The organism is Flavobacterium suzhouense (assembly GCF_042684765.1).
In the GTDB taxonomy this organism is placed as follows: Bacteria; Bacteroidota; Bacteroidia; order Flavobacteriales; family Flavobacteriaceae; genus Flavobacterium; species Flavobacterium suzhouense.
The window spans coordinates 296,838-311,117 of the sequence record NZ_JBHUMD010000005.1 but is presented as its reverse complement, the minus strand read 5'-3'; the positions used below and the strand labels follow the sequence as shown (position 1 = coordinate 311,117).

Genomic DNA, 14,280 nt, shown 5'->3' with positions numbered 1-14,280 from the left:
TTAGTTGTCCCAGAATATAGTGTAAGTTCCTGGGTTTTTTTGAGCCGGCGCACTAGCATTGGCGTTCAGTTCACTTTGTGGCCAGAATAAAGACACCTGGAACAGGTTGTTTTGTACTGTTTGCGAATCGATAAGAGGGAAACCATCATTGTTGTTTAATTGATACTCTGGTGACGGACCGTTAGGGTTAGCAAGTACAGGAAATCCTGTTCTTCTGTAATCAGTATATTGATCAGCCGGATCACCAAAAGTTGCTACCCATTTTTGTGTCATTATGATTTCCAGTTTTTTGGCAGCATCGCCGGATGCATATTCTGTCATAACATCTGCAATGAAATCAGTTACATCAGATGAGCCTGTAAGTACAGGTACGTCCTGAGTAGTTCCTGTTCCGGCAACAACAGCATCAACTTTTGCAAAGCTGGCATTCATGGCTTCTTCAAGCTGGGTACCTGCATCACCTGATAGTACACCTGCAAGCATAAGTTCCGCTTTTATGTAAAGGAATTCATCATATGTAAGGATTCTTTTTGGAGCACGGCCTGTTCCGCCATTAATATCCATAATTCCTCCTTCGCCGTCATCATAACGGCCTCCTGTTGGGAATATTCCAGGGTAGGTATATGAGTTTTCTGCTGATGAATCTCTCCATGGTCCTGTACTTCCAAAACGGATTGAGAAGAAACCTGTTGAGGCATCCCAGTAATCTGCTTTTGGATTACCTGTTTCTGCGTCTCCCTGGTCCGGTGGGAATTGTCCAGCTGTCAGCTGGTTAAAGAAGTAATACGGAATCCTTGGGTCAGGGTTGCCTGTATGGATGTTAGGATTCATACCTTTAAGGATCTCATAAAACCATGGACTCATATAAGTAGAGAACTGTGTACTTCCGTAAGACGCTACAAAGAATCTGTTTCTCTCGTCAGAAGGAGTCTGGTTTGTAGTGTGCTTAAACTCAAAGTCATCAGCACTCGATTCCATGAAGTTGTCTTCGGCTACCAATGCTGCAAAATCTGCGGCATTAAATAATGGAGTATTTCTAACCTGATTGTACAGCTTGAATTTGAAAGTGTTGGCAAATTTGATCCATTTTTCCATATCACCGCCATAAAAAATGTCGTTGGTGGTAGGTGAGATTGGGCTATCAGCAGCCATATTAACTTTAGCTTGTTCAATAAGTTCAAATATTGCTGCATATACTTCCTCCTGATTATCAAATTTAGGCGCGATAATACCGCTGTCTCTCAATCTGTTGGCTTCAGAAAAAGGGATGTCTCCCCAGATGTCAACAGCAAAGGCAAGAAGGTACGCTTTTTCCATTTGTGCGATTCCTACATAAGCAGGAGCTTCATCTCTTGTTCCCTGATCAATAATACTGTTTAGGTCTGTTAGTGTAAGGTAAAGATTGTTCCATTCGTTTTGAAGGTTGATGTTGTCAACCTTTGTCCCGTATTGGTCCGGCTCTTCCCTTACTACCATTTGGTGCGTATAAACCTGCATGATGTCTCCTGTGTAAAACTGGAAATCACCTGCGGCACCAAGAGCAACCTGAGTATTGGTTAGCAAAGCACTTAGAGGTGCTACACTAGGGCTGTCCTTATCAGTGTTTACATCAAAATATGAATCACTACATCCCGTGGCGAATAGAGCAACTGTTAAAACTGCCAATCCGTATTTTGTATATTTAACTATTTTCATTTTATTTTTTTTTAGAAGGATACATTAAGTCTGAAACCGTATCTTTTTGCTGTTGGTGCTGCCGATACCTCTATCCCCTGTAGGGTACCTGAACCATAACTTGTTGTTTCAGGGTCGAAGTTAGTGTACTTAGGTACATTCGGTGCCCAGTACCATAGGTTGTTGGCAATAAAGCCAAAGCTGATTCTTCCGAAAGGTGTTTTTTCAAGTATCTTGGCAGGAAGATCATAAGTAAGACTTAGTTCTCTTAATCTGTATACTGTTCCATCATAAATTCTTGCTTCGTCAACACTGTTTATGGCAAAAGTGTTACTTCCTGAAGGAGAGAAATACAATTCGTTAGTACTGATAGTTGTGTTGTTCGGGATTTTATTTCCGTTCGCATCCAATACAGGTGTTCCATCATTATTTCCATAGTATCCCGGAATAATATGAACTTTCTCACGATCTTCAGTATCTTTAGTTACACCACGACCAAGAAGCTGTTCGATTGTAGATGAAGATACATCTCCACCTTCTCTCCAGTCAATCTGTGCTCTTAAAGTGATTCCTTTGTAGCTAAAGGTGTTAATGAAGTTCATTTTAAAGTCTGGGTTTGGATCGCCAATGATTCCCAACTCAGGATCCTGTACTATACCTCCTGTTGCCTGATTGATCAGGTAGTTGCCTTCTTCATCTCTTGCAAAGCGTGTTCCGTAGAATACTCCGAATGGCTGTCCCGGAATTGCATAAGCAACTTCGTTTGGATCAAGCTGAGTTCTGTCAAGTCCAGGATATAATTCAGTAACTTCGTTTTTATTTTTAGTGAAATTCGTAATCCATGTCCATTTAAAGTTTTCAGTCTGTACCGGAACCAATGTGAGTCCCACCTCAAAACCTTTATTGGTCATGGCAGCTCCATTGGTTAGATATTCCTGATATCCGGTAGATACAGGAACAGCAACAGGAAGAATCAAATCGTAAGCATCTTTGCTGTAGTAAGTAAAATCAAGAGCAATTCTGCGTTTAAAAAATTCCAGATCTGTACCAATTTCGAATTCTTTTGCAAACTCAGGGCTCAAATTTTCATCTGCTAATGTTGTTCTGTTACCAACAGCAGGGTTTTTGTTGTATGCATTATTAAGTACAAAGTTGTTGTTTATAGCTTCTGCGTATGTATCTCTACCCACTTTTGCATAACTGGTTCTTAATTTAGCAAATGTTAATACATCACTATTCATTTTAAGTGCTTCGGTAAGTATTACCGATAAACTTCCTGATGGATAGAAGTATGATCTATTGTTTTTAGGAAGTGTTGAAGAGAAGTCATTTCTGGCAGTACCGTTAAGGAAAAGCCATTCGTTATAAGAGAAGGTAACGTCACCAAAAACACCCACACGTCTTGCACGTGTACTTCCGTCGGCAAGGTTGGTTACTGTGTTTGTATTACGTAAACTGAAAACGTCATCTACAATGAATTCACGACCGTAGTAGCCTACTCTTGTAGTAGTGTTTTGGAAAACGTTATTACCTACAATCGCTTTAAAGCCTATTTTGTCAGTAAGTTTGTAATCAAAGTTTACAATTAATGTTGATTCTATATCTTCATTGCTGAAGTTGTCTATAGTCACAGAACCTACACCCTGATCAGCTCTTGAGTTTTTGTCGCGAATTTCTCTACGATCAAGGTCATATTTGTTAACACCTAGTCTGTATGAAGCAGAGATGTTGTCGTTAAACGCATAACCGAAATTGATACCTGCAACAGTTCTTTGTGTGTTTGTTGTTATCTGGTCATGTTTCCAAGACCATAGTGGATGATCATATCCAGCATTTGGAATAACGCTTCCTCCTGTAATAGGATCTTCGTACGGTAAGTTAAAATCCCAGTTCCTTGCAAGGAACAACGTTCTTGCAAATGAAGAAGAAGCACCGTCAAATTGGTTTTCACCAAAGAAACCTCCCACTTGTTTTGTTGTAGCATAGCTCAGGTTGGCACCTACAGTAAGTCCATTTTTAAGCTTAAAGTTACCACCGGTTGAGAATGATGTTCTATCATAAGTGTTGTAAGGAATGTAACCATCCTGACCAAGATCAGAGATTGTTAAATTAAAGCTGCCGTCCTGTCCTCCATAATTAAGGTTTAATGAGTTTTCTAAAACGGTACCTGTTCTGAATAGGTCTTTAACGTTATTAGGTTTAGCAACATAAGGCATTGTGTCGCCAAACTGATCAGGGAAAGCATTCTTTAAGTTAGGCCACGTTGGGATAGTTTCTAACGAATCAAAACGAGGTCCCCAAGAACCATTAGCATTACTGTATATAAAGTTGTTACCTGCACCATAAGTGTTTTGGTAGTCCGGCAGGTTAGCAATGTTTTCAAAATAAGTACCGTTACTGTAGGTAACAGACATTTTGTTATTAGTGTTACCTGAAGGGTTTCCTGATTTAGTGGTAATCACAATTACTCCATTCATAGCTCTTGAACCGTAAAGAGCAGATGCTGCTGCACCTTTTAGTACGTTCATTGTAGCAATGTCGTTAGGGTCAAGAGATGAAAGACCATTCTGGTATCCACCACCACCAGTTACCTGGCTTGAGGTTGTAACCTCGGTGTTGTTGTAGGCAACCCCATCTACGATGATCAGTGGTTGAGTATCACCTGTTACACTACTTATACCCCTAATCGTAATCTGGTTGGCTGCACCCGCAACCCCGGTAGATACGTTTACGTTAACTCCCGGTACTTTACCGTTTATTGCACGGATAAGATCCGGCTCGGAGTTCTCAGTAATGTCAGCACTTTTAATGCTGCTTACCGAATATCCCAGGTCTTTAGGATTTCTTTTGATACCAAATGCGGTAACTACCACAGCTTCAAGCTCTGTTGCGTCATCTGCCATGGTAATATTCATGGTAGTTGAACTAGCCAGCGTTTCTCGTGTTGTCATACCAATGTAAGAAAACACAAGAATGTCGGTCGGAGCGGCCTGAATTGTGAAATTACCGTCAATGTCGGTTTGGGTTCCTGTGGATGTGCCTTTAACGACAACATTTACTCCCGGAATTGGGAAACCACCTGAGTCTTTAACTGTACCGGATACAGCTCTTTGCTGTGCAAACGAAATTTGCATCATTAACGCCATGAGGAGCGTTAACAAAACACGTAGCCTTGTCTTCATTGAAATAGATTTGAGTTAGTTTCCCAAATTTCTGTTGAAGTATCGTGATACGCAAGTTTTTTATGAAAAAATTTAGAATTTTTGTAATATTTTAAGATTTAACGTAGGTGTAAGTGTTAAAACCTTGTGCGGAAGCTAATGTGGATTATGGAGTTTGATAGCTTGATTTGCTGATTGTTAGAGCTGCCATTGGCATAAATGATATTAAAAAGCCCTGTTTTTGTTAACAAACCAAATCCGAAGCCTAATCCTAATAAATTGTTTTGTGTTTTTGATGTTTCGTCTTCAAAATAAGCATAATCTGTTATGGAATGTACATACATATTAGGCGAAAGTATGTATCTGTACTCTGCCATTAGTGAGAGTAAGAGGTTAGCCTGAAGGCTGTTTTCGTTAAATCCGCGTATGGAATTAATTCCGCCAAAGCGAAATAATTCGTTTATGATATAGGAGTTGCTTTTGAGGTAATAATCCTGGGTTTTCAGGTTAATGAGGTTTTGTTTGTTCAGGTATAAATTATGTGAAAAATTAGCCTGTATAAAATACTGGTCTGAGTTTCCTGTTTTCGAGGTTCGTTTTCCTGTTCCGGCTTTTATCAATGCAATAGTTTTTTCGGGAAAGATGAAGTCGTCCAGATTGTAGTCAGTAAAATCGAAAGTCGAGGTGACGAATGAGTTATTGAAGTCGCTTAGCGAGCTGTTGTTAAGATTTTGGATATCTACGGATTGGGTTTGCTGAAGGCCGACAAAAAGTTTTGAGTTGTAACTGAAATAGTAGCCGATGTTTATGTCGGTTGCTGTGTTTTGAAAAGTGCTATCCTGTTTAAAAATCTTCAAACTTCCCTTTAGTCCAATAGGGCTTCTAAATATGTAGGGTAATTCAAGTGCTGCGTTGAATGTGGTTTGTTTGTTGCCGTCGCTTTTCCAGAAAAGGTTAAACTTCTCGCCGGTGTTTAATACGTTGTTAAGTAGTAGGTCGAGATACCCGTTGAATGTAACTTTGTTTTGGTCGTCATTTGAAAATCCTATGAAGCCGTCAAAGGTGTTAGGTTTTGCTTTTTCAAGATATACATAAACTTTGGTGGTGTCCTGTTTGAATAGTATTTCGGGGTAACGGATCTGGTTGACAAAACGCAATGCGCTAAAGTCATTATAAATGCGTTGGAGATTTTCCTGATTGAAGGTTTTTCCTTTGTATTGACGTGTTATGTTTTTGCGAATGCCCTCCGGAAATTTTGTGTAGCCCTCAATCACTATGTTGTTAAGGGTTCGTTTTTTTTCAGTGGATGCTTTTAGTGTTGCCGACAGGGAATTTCCTTTCGACGAATAATCCGTTAGCTGCATGCTGCTTAATGAGTATCCTTTTTTTTCCAGTGCGGCTACATGGCCGGACATAAAACTTTCTACATCACTTATGGGTAATGTGATTGTGTCGTTTTTTAGTTCGAGAAGCTGCTTTGTTTCTGCTGAAAGTTTTCCTGTATATATATGTATGTTTCTGGTTTTTGTTCCAATAACATATTTGTATAAAAAAAGGCTGTCGTTTATCTTGTTTCTTTCGATAAGGTTGTTTTCAAGATATCCTATTTTTAAAAGCTTTCCTGAAAGGGTGGTGGCTTCTTCGTTTATTGTTTTTACATTTTCATGCGTCTTGTTGTAGCTTAGGGAGTCTATGATTTTTGTTTCGGACTCGCTGCTGCCTTCAATTTTTAGGTGCAGGCTTTGAGCTTTTGCAAAAAAGCATGTGAGTAATATAATAAATATGAGTAGGGGTCTTTTCAATGCAAAAATGTTAGCCGTAAAAATAACGCAAAAAATGCAGAAAAAATATGAGGAGCTGTTTTTGAAAGATAAGGCGTTTGAAAATTAATGTTTTATGATTTGTTTTGTTGATAATTATTTATACATTTGCAACCCCGTAAAAAGCGGGTTTTTTAAACATAAGAAATTTTTAATATTAATTATGCCAACAATTCAGCAATTAGTAAGAACAGGGAGAGCCCAGATAACTAAGAAGAGTAAATCGGCTGCTTTAGATTCTTGCCCTCAAAGAAGAGGGGTTTGTACACGTGTTTACACTACTACACCTAAGAAACCGAATTCTGCAATGCGTAAAGTTGCAAGGGTTCGTTTAACTAACGGTAATGAGGTGAATGCTTACATTCCTGGAGAGGGACACAATCTACAAGAGCACTCGATAGTATTAGTTAGAGGCGGAAGGGTAAAAGATTTACCGGGAGTTAGGTATCACATTGTGCGCGGAGCGCTTGACACCGCTGGTGTTAACGGAAGAACACAAAGGAGATCTAAATACGGTGCTAAACGCCCTAAAGACAAAAAGTAATTTTAAAAAACTTTTAAAGTAAAGACATGAGAAAAAGACAGGCCAAAAAAAGACCTCTTTTACCAGATCCAAGGTTTAATGACCAATTAGTAACACGTTTTGTAAACAACTTAATGTGGGATGGTAAAAAATCAACTGCCTTTAAAGTATTCTACGATGCTATTGATATCGTTGAGACTAAAAAGCAAGATGCTGAAAAATCAGCTCTAGAAACTTGGAAAGATGCTCTAACTAACGTTATGCCTCACGTAGAAGTGCGTAGCCGTAGGGTAGGTGGTGCTACATTCCAGATCCCAATGCAGATTCGTCCGGACAGAAAGATTTCTATGGCGATGAAATGGATGATTCTTTATGCAAGAAGAAGAAACGAGAAATCTATGGCTCAAAGACTAGCTTCTGAAATTTTAGCTGCTGCTAAAGAAGAGGGTGCTGCTGTTAAAAAGAGAATGGATACTCATAAGATGGCAGAAGCTAACAAAGCGTTCTCTCACTTTAGATTTTAATTGATAAAGTAAATTTAGAAATGGCTAGAGACTTAAAATATACAAGAAATATAGGTATTGCTGCTCACATTGATGCTGGTAAAACAACAACAACTGAGCGTATCCTGTTCTATACAGGTAAATCACACAAGATTGGTGAGGTTCACGATGGTGCGGCAACTATGGACTGGATGGCGCAAGAGCAGGAGAGAGGTATTACTATTACTTCTGCAGCGACTACATGTACATGGAACTTCCCTACAGATCAGGGAAAACCTGTAGCTGATACAAAAGATTACCACTTCAACATCATCGATACTCCGGGACACGTTGACTTTACCGTAGAGGTAAACCGTTCACTTAGGGTTCTTGATGGTCTTGTATTCCTTTTCAGTGCTGTTGACGGTGTTGAGCCTCAATCAGAAACTAACTGGAGACTTGCTGATAACTACCGTGTTCCTCGTATGGGATTCGTTAATAAAATGGACCGCCAGGGATCTAATTTCCTTGCAGTTTGTCAGCAGGTAAAAGACATGCTTAAATCTAACGCGGTGCCAATTGTACTTCCAATCGGTGACGAGGCTGATTTTAAAGGTGTTGTGGATCTTATCAAAAACCAGGCTATCGTATGGCATGATGAAACTCAGGGTGCTACATTCGATATCGTGCCTATTCCTGATGATATGAAAGAGGAGGCTCACAAGTACAGATCTCAACTAATCGAAGAGGTTGCTGCTTATGATGAAAACCTTCTTGAGAAATATATGGAGGATGAAGATTCTCTTACTGAGGATGAAGTAAACGAAGCGCTTAGAAAAGCTACTATCGATATGGCTATCATACCGATGCTTTGTGGTTCATCATTCAAAAACAAAGGTGTTCAGTTCATGCTTGATGCAGTTTGTAAATTCCTTCCTTCTCCACTTGATAAAGAGGCTATCGAAGGTACAAACCCTGATACTGATGAGCCAATTTCACGTAAGCCATCTGCGTCTGAGCCGTTCTCTGCTCTTGCGTTCAAGATCGCAACTGACCCTTATGTAGGTCGTCTTGCGTTCTTCAGAGCTTACTCTGGTCGTCTTGATGCCGGATCTTATGTTCTTAACAACCGTTCAGGTAACAAAGAGCGTATCTCTCGTATCTATCAGATGCACGCTAACAAACAAAACCCTATCGAATATATCGAGGCTGGTGATATCGGAGCTGCAGTAGGTTTCAAAGATATCAAGACTGGTGATACTCTATCTGATGAGAAAAACCCAATCGTTCTTGAGTCTATGAACTTCCCTGATCCGGTAATTGGTATCGCTGTTGAGCCTAAAACTAAGGCTGACGTTGATAAAATGGGTATGGCTCTTGCTAAGCTTGCAGAGGAAGATCCTACATTCACAGTTAGAACTGACCAGGCTTCTGGACAAACTATTATCTCTGGTATGGGTGAGCTTCACCTTGATATCCTTGTTGACCGTCTTAAGCGTGAGTTTAAAGTTGAGGTTAACCAGGGTGAGCCACAGGTAGAGTACAAAGAGGCTATTACACGTTCTGCTAACCACAGAGAGACTTACAAAAAACAATCTGGTGGTCGTGGTAAATTCGGTGATATTGTATTCCGTCTTGAGCCGGCTGAAGAAGTTGATGGTAAAGTTCCTGTAGGTCTTACTTTTGTTAACGAGGTAAAAGGTGGTAACATTCCTAGAGAGTTTATCCCTGCTATCGAGAAAGGTTTCAAAGAAGCTATGAAAGCTGGACCTCTTGCTGGTTACGAAATGGACAGTATGAAAGTTACTCTTATAGATGGTTCATTCCACCCTGTTGACTCGGATGCTCTTTCTTTCGAGCTTGCAGCTAAAATGGGTTACAAAGAGTCTGCTAAGGCTGCCGGTGCAGTTATCCTTGAGCCAATCATGAAACTTGAGGTTCTTACACCTGAAGAAAACATGGGTGACATCGTAGGTGACCTTAACCGTCGTCGTGGTCAGATTAATAACATGGATGACAGAGCTGGTTCTAAAGTTGTTAAAGCTAGTGTGCCGCTTTCTGAAATGTTTGGTTATGTTACTACACTAAGAACATTGTCTTCTGGTCGTGCAACATCTACAATGGAGTTCTCTCACTATGCTGAGACACCATCTAACATTGCTGACGAAGTAATCAAAAAAGCAAAAGGTAACGCTTAATTTAAAAGAAAATGAGTCAAAAAATCAGAATAAAATTAAAATCATACGATCACAGCCTTGTAGACAAGTCTGCTGAGAAGATCGTTAAGACTGTAAAAAGTACAGGTGCTGTTGTAACTGGTCCTATTCCGTTACCAACTCACAAGAAAATCTTTACTGTACTTAGGTCTCCACACGTAAATAAAAAATCAAGAGAGCAGTTTGAGGTTAGCTCATACAAAAGACTTCTTGATATTTACAGTTCATCTTCTAAAACTATTGATGCTCTTATGAAATTAGAGCTTCCTAGTGGTGTTGAAGTTGAAATCAAAGTCTGAGTTATTTAAATAACTATATGAAAGTCTCCGGAATAGCTATTCCGGAGATTTTTTTTTGTTACTCTGGAACTGTTGAGTTTGCTGTGGAAAAACCGTAATTTTTTGATTTAGAATCAAATATTTTTGATTTATTTCAATTATTTTATTGTAACTGTTTGATAATCTAAATTTAATAATTACTTTTGCACCCCTGTTTGGAGTATTCTGTTACTTCAAATTGAAGGGAATTAATAATTAATAACTAATATTTATGTCTGGGTTAATTGGTAAAAAAATCGGCATGACCAGTATTTTCGATGAAAACGGAAAAAACATTCCGTGTACAGTAATCGAAGCTGGACCATGCGTTGTTACCCAAGTCAGAACCAACGCGGTTGACGGGTATGAAGCGTTACAACTTGGTTTCGATGACAAAGCAGAGAGACATGCTACTAAAGCGGCTGTAGGTCACTTTAAGAAAGCAGGTACAGTTGCGAAAAAGAAAGTCGTTGAATTCCAAGATTTTGTTAACGAGCACAAATTAGGTGATGTTATCACTGTGGATCTTTTCGCTGAAGGCGAATTTGTTGATGTACAGGGTGTGTCTAAAGGTAAAGGTTTCCAGGGTGTTGTTAAACGTCACGGTTTTGGTGGTGTTGGACAAGCTACTCACGGTCAGCACAACCGTCTTAGAGCGCCGGGTTCTGTAGGAGCATCATCATATCCTTCACGTGTATTCAAAGGAATGCGCATGGCAGGAAGAACAGGAGGAGATAATGTAACAGTTCAAAACCTTAGAGTTTTAAAAGTAGTTGCTGAAAAGAATCTACTTGTGGTTAAAGGAGCGATTCCTGGACACAAAAACTCTTACGTAATCATTCAGAAGTAATGGAAGTAAAAGTATTAGATATCAACGGAAAAGAAACTGGCAGAACGGTAACCCTTTCTGATTCAGTATTCGCAATTGAGCCTAATAAGCATGCTGTATACCTGGACGTTAAGCAATATCTTGCTAACCAAAGGCAGGGAACTCACAAAGCTAAAGAAAGAGCTGAGGTGACTGGTAGTACACGCAAAATTAAGAAGCAAAAAGGTACAGGTACTGCCCGTGCGGGATCTGTTAAGAATCCATTGTTCAAAGGTGGAGGTACGGTTTTCGGTCCAAGACCAAGAAGTTACTCTTTCAAACTGAACAAAGGTCTTAAGCGTTTAGCAAGAAAATCTGCTCTTGCTTTGAAAGCGAAAGAGTCAAATTTAATAGTTGTTGAGAACTTCGAATTCGAGGCGCCAAGCACTAAAAATTTCATTAACGTTTTGAAAGCTTTAGGGTTAGAGAATAAAAAATCACTATTCGTGTTGGGTGATACAAATAAAAATGTATATTTGTCGTCACGCAATTTGAAGGGTTCTAATGTTGTAACTACTTCAGAATTAAACACTTACAATGTTTTGCATTCAAACAGTTTAGTTCTTTTAGAAGGTGCATTGGAAGGAATTGAGGAAAATTTAAGCAAATAATAGGGCTATGAGTATCATTATTAAACCTATCATCACTGAAAAAATAACTAAAGACGGGGAAGTTTTTAACCGTTTTGGTTTTGTTGTTGACAAAAAAGCAAACAAGATTCAGATTAAGAAAGCTGTTGAGGCTGCTTATGGCGTTTCTGTTGTTGAAGTTAACACAATGAACTACAGGGCTGATAGATCGGTTAAATACACTAAGAGTGGTTTAATCTCAGGAAAGACAAATGCTTACAAAAAAGCAGTTGTACAAGTACAGGAAGGTGAAACAATAGATTTTTATAATAATATCTAATAGAAAATGTCAGTTAGAAAATTAAAACCTATTACCCCGGGTCAGCGTTTTAGAGTTGTAAATAGCTTTGACACTATTACAACTGATAAGCCGGAGCGTTCATTGATCGCACCGAAAAAAAACTCTGGAGGTAGAAATAGTCAAGGAAAGATGACCATGCGTTATACAGGCGGTGGTCACAAACAAAGGTATCGTATTATCGATTTTAAAAGAACTAAAGCTGGTGTTCCTGCTGTAGTTAAAACTATCGAGTACGATCCAAACCGTTCAGCATTTATTTCCCTATTGTATTATGCTGATGGAGAGAAAACGTATATCATTGCACAAAACGGACTTCAGGTGGGTCAAACCGTAGTTTCTGGAGAGAATGCTTCTCCTGAAATCGGAAACTCAATGCCTTTAAGTAAAATTCCTCTGGGAACTGTTATATCTTGCATCGAGCTACGTCCAGGCCAGGGAGCAGTAATTGCTCGTAGTGCTGGTACTTTTGCACAGTTAATGGCAAGAGATGGAAAATATGCAACAATCAAAATGCCTTCAGGTGAGACAAGGTTAATCCTTCTTACGTGTTCAGCAACGATTGGAGCAGTTTCTAACTCTGACCACCAATTGATCGTTTCTGGTAAAGCTGGTAGATCAAGATGGTTAGGTAGAAGACCAAGAACAAGACCGGTAGCGATGAACCCTGTTGATCACCCGATGGGTGGTGGTGAAGGACGTTCTTCTGGAGGTCACCCACGTTCTAGAAAAGGTCTTCCGGCTAAAGGTTACAGAACTCGTTCTAAAGTTAACCCGAGTAATAAGTATATCGTAGAACGTAGAAAGAAATAATAAGTAAGATATGGCACGTTCATTAAAGAAAGGACCTTTCGTTCACTATAAATTAGAGAAGAAAGTTCAGGAAAATATCGAAAAAGGGAACAAAGCAGTTGTTAAGACTTGGTCTAGAGCTTCTATGATTACCCCGGATTTTGTTGGACAGACTATCGCAGTACACAACGGTCGTCAATTCGTACCGGTTTACGTTACAGAGAATATGGTAGGTCATAAATTAGGAGAATTTTCGCCAACGCGCTCTTTCAGAGGCCACGCTGGTGCAAAAAATAAAGGTAAAAAATAATAAGAAGCTATGGGAGTTCGTAAAAGAGAAAGAGCAGAGCAGACTAAAGAAGTGAATAAGCAAATTGCATTTGCTAAGCTGAATAACTGCCCTACTTCACCTAGAAAAATGCGCCTTGTTGCGGATTTGGTAAGAGGTCAGAAAGTAGAATTAGCTCTTAATATATTAAAGTTCAGTTCAAAAGAAGCTTCTCGCAAACTTGAGAAATTGTTACTTTCTGCTATCAACAACTGGCAGCAAAAGAACGCTGAAGAGAGTTTAGAGAATGCAGGCTTATTTGTTAAAGAGATCCGTGTTGACGGTGGTATGATGCTTAAAAGGCTAAGACCAGCTCCACAAGGTCGTGCACACAGAATAAGAAAACGTTCTAACCACGTTACTATCGTGCTTGGAGCTACTAATAATAACACACAAAGCAACTAAGAGAAATGGGACAAAAAACAAATCCAATAGGAAATCGCCTTGGTATTATCAGGGGTTGGGATTCTAACTGGTATGGTGGAAATGACTATGGTGACAAGCTTGCCGAAGATCACAAAATCAGGAAATATATCCATGCCCGTTTATCTAAAGCTAGTGTTTCTAAGGTAATCATCGAGAGAACCCTTAAGCTTGTAACCGTTACTATTACTACTGCCCGTCCTGGTATCATTATCGGAAAAGGTGGTCAGGAAGTAGACAAGCTAAAAGAGGAACTTAAGAAAATTACTGACAAAGAGGTTCAAATCAACATCTTTGAAATTAAAAGACCTGAACTTGATGCTTACCTTGTAGGTACAAGTATTGCTCGTCAGATCGAAAGCCGTATCTCTTACAGAAGAGCTATCAAAATGGCTATCGCTGCTGCAATGCGTATGAACGCAGAAGGTGTGAAAGTGATGATCTCTGGCCGTCTTAACGGTGCTGAGATGGCACGTTCAGAAATGTTCAAAGAAGGAAGGATTCCTCTATCAACTTTCAGAGCAGACATTGACTATTCACTAGCTGAAGCTCACACTACTTATGGTAGAATGGGTATCAAAGTATGGATAATGAAAGGTGAGGTTTACGGTAAAAGAGATCTTTCTCCGTTAGTAGGTATGGACAAAAAACAGTCTAAATCTTCGGGATCTCAGGATAGACCACAAGGAAGACCAAACGGTCGTCCGGGTGGAGATAAATCTAACCAACGCAAAAGAAAGTAATTTAAA

At 39.4% G+C, this 14,280-nt stretch carries 14 protein-coding genes; 11 read left to right on the top strand and 3 right to left on the bottom strand.

Features of this window, described 5'->3' with window-relative positions:
• The 3 genes from ACFSR3_RS04430 to ACFSR3_RS04420 form a co-directional block, all read right to left on the bottom strand.
• Entirely contained in the window at window positions 1-1,695 is a 1,695-nt protein-coding gene (locus ACFSR3_RS04430; RefSeq protein WP_379819881.1) for a SusD/RagB family nutrient-binding outer membrane lipoprotein, read from the bottom strand.
• Between the two features lie 11 nt (window positions 1,696-1,706).
• On the bottom strand, window positions 1,707-4,856 hold the full coding sequence (locus tag ACFSR3_RS04425) for a SusC/RagA family TonB-linked outer membrane protein (protein ID WP_379819880.1): 3,150 nt from the start codon (window positions 4,854-4,856) through the stop codon (window positions 1,707-1,709).
• Between the two features lie 116 nt (window positions 4,857-4,972).
• Window positions 4,973-6,637 carry a hypothetical protein gene (locus tag ACFSR3_RS04420; protein ID WP_379819879.1) on the bottom strand — a complete coding sequence of 555 codons (1,665 nt, stop codon included), beginning with the start codon at window positions 6,635-6,637 and terminating at the stop codon, window positions 4,973-4,975.
• 181 nt (window positions 6,638-6,818) lie between these two features.
• Here ACFSR3_RS04420 and rpsL point away from each other — a divergent pair, with 181 nt between their 5' ends.
• From rpsL to rpsC, 11 genes are all read left to right on the top strand, one after another.
• Window positions 6,819-7,199, top strand: a complete 381-nt coding sequence (rpsL, locus tag ACFSR3_RS04415) for a 30S ribosomal protein S12 (protein ID WP_114757561.1) — start codon at window positions 6,819-6,821, stop codon at window positions 7,197-7,199.
• 26 nt (window positions 7,200-7,225) lie between these two features.
• Window positions 7,226-7,702 (top strand): 30S ribosomal protein S7, encoded by a 477-nt coding sequence (rpsG, locus tag ACFSR3_RS04410; RefSeq protein ID WP_114757470.1) that lies wholly within the window; start codon window positions 7,226-7,228, stop codon window positions 7,700-7,702.
• Between the two features lie 20 nt (window positions 7,703-7,722).
• Window positions 7,723-9,858, top strand: coding sequence for an elongation factor G (gene fusA, locus ACFSR3_RS04405; protein WP_114757469.1), 2,136 nt, complete (start codon window positions 7,723-7,725; stop codon window positions 9,856-9,858).
• A gap of 11 nt (window positions 9,859-9,869) precedes the next feature.
• Complete coding sequence (gene rpsJ / locus ACFSR3_RS04400; RefSeq protein ID WP_020213633.1) at window positions 9,870-10,175, top strand: 30S ribosomal protein S10; 306 nt, start codon at window positions 9,870-9,872, stop codon at window positions 10,173-10,175.
• A 250-nt stretch (window positions 10,176-10,425) separates the two neighbouring features.
• On the top strand, window positions 10,426-11,043 hold the full coding sequence (gene rplC, locus ACFSR3_RS04395; protein WP_114757468.1) for a 50S ribosomal protein L3: 618 nt from the start codon (window positions 10,426-10,428) through the stop codon (window positions 11,041-11,043).
• Window positions 11,043-11,672 (top strand): 50S ribosomal protein L4, encoded by a 630-nt coding sequence (gene rplD, locus ACFSR3_RS04390; RefSeq protein ID WP_114757467.1) that lies wholly within the window; start codon window positions 11,043-11,045, stop codon window positions 11,670-11,672. Before rplC ends, rplD begins: the two co-directional genes overlap by 1 nt.
• Window positions 11,673-11,679: 7 nt before the next feature.
• Window positions 11,680-11,970 carry a 50S ribosomal protein L23 gene (rplW, locus tag ACFSR3_RS04385; protein ID WP_114757466.1) on the top strand — a complete coding sequence of 97 codons (291 nt, stop codon included), beginning with the start codon at window positions 11,680-11,682 and terminating at the stop codon, window positions 11,968-11,970.
• Window positions 11,971-11,976: 6 nt separating this feature from the next.
• Window positions 11,977-12,801 carry a 50S ribosomal protein L2 gene (rplB, locus tag ACFSR3_RS04380; protein WP_114757465.1) on the top strand — a complete coding sequence of 275 codons (825 nt, stop codon included), beginning with the start codon at window positions 11,977-11,979 and terminating at the stop codon, window positions 12,799-12,801.
• 10 nt (window positions 12,802-12,811) lie between these two features.
• A complete protein-coding gene (gene rpsS, locus ACFSR3_RS04375) occupies window positions 12,812-13,090 on the top strand; it encodes a 30S ribosomal protein S19 (RefSeq protein ID WP_114757464.1) in 279 nt (92 codons plus the stop codon).
• Window positions 13,091-13,099: 9 nt separating this feature from the next.
• On the top strand, window positions 13,100-13,513 hold the full coding sequence (gene rplV / locus ACFSR3_RS04370; protein WP_379819878.1) for a 50S ribosomal protein L22: 414 nt from the start codon (window positions 13,100-13,102) through the stop codon (window positions 13,511-13,513).
• 5 nt (window positions 13,514-13,518) lie between these two features.
• The gene (gene rpsC, locus ACFSR3_RS04365) at window positions 13,519-14,274 is read left to right on the top strand and encodes a 30S ribosomal protein S3 (RefSeq protein WP_114757462.1); all 756 of its coding nucleotides are present in this window, start codon (window positions 13,519-13,521) and stop codon (window positions 14,272-14,274) included.
• Window positions 14,275-14,280: the final 6 nt, after the last annotated feature.

Coding starts and splice junctions, on each gene's coding strand:
- ACFSR3_RS04430 (WP_379819881.1), bottom strand. CDS start 1,695: ATGAAAATAGTTAAATATACAAAATACGGATTGGCAGTTTTAACAGTT.
- ACFSR3_RS04425 (WP_379819880.1), bottom strand. CDS start 4,856: ATGAAGACAAGGCTACGTGTTTTGTTAACGCTCCTCATGGCGTTAATG.
- rpsL (WP_114757561.1), top strand. CDS start 6,819: ATGCCAACAATTCAGCAATTAGTAAGAACAGGGAGAGCCCAGATAACT.
- rpsG (WP_114757470.1), top strand. CDS start 7,226: ATGAGAAAAAGACAGGCCAAAAAAAGACCTCTTTTACCAGATCCAAGG.
- fusA (WP_114757469.1), top strand. CDS start 7,723: ATGGCTAGAGACTTAAAATATACAAGAAATATAGGTATTGCTGCTCAC.
- rpsJ (WP_020213633.1), top strand. CDS start 9,870: ATGAGTCAAAAAATCAGAATAAAATTAAAATCATACGATCACAGCCTT.
- rplC (WP_114757468.1), top strand. CDS start 10,426: ATGTCTGGGTTAATTGGTAAAAAAATCGGCATGACCAGTATTTTCGAT.
- rplD (WP_114757467.1), top strand. CDS start 11,043: ATGGAAGTAAAAGTATTAGATATCAACGGAAAAGAAACTGGCAGAACG.
- rplW (WP_114757466.1), top strand. CDS start 11,680: ATGAGTATCATTATTAAACCTATCATCACTGAAAAAATAACTAAAGAC.
- rplB (WP_114757465.1), top strand. CDS start 11,977: ATGTCAGTTAGAAAATTAAAACCTATTACCCCGGGTCAGCGTTTTAGA.
- rpsS (WP_114757464.1), top strand. CDS start 12,812: ATGGCACGTTCATTAAAGAAAGGACCTTTCGTTCACTATAAATTAGAG.
- rplV (WP_379819878.1), top strand. CDS start 13,100: ATGGGAGTTCGTAAAAGAGAAAGAGCAGAGCAGACTAAAGAAGTGAAT.
- rpsC (WP_114757462.1), top strand. CDS start 13,519: ATGGGACAAAAAACAAATCCAATAGGAAATCGCCTTGGTATTATCAGG.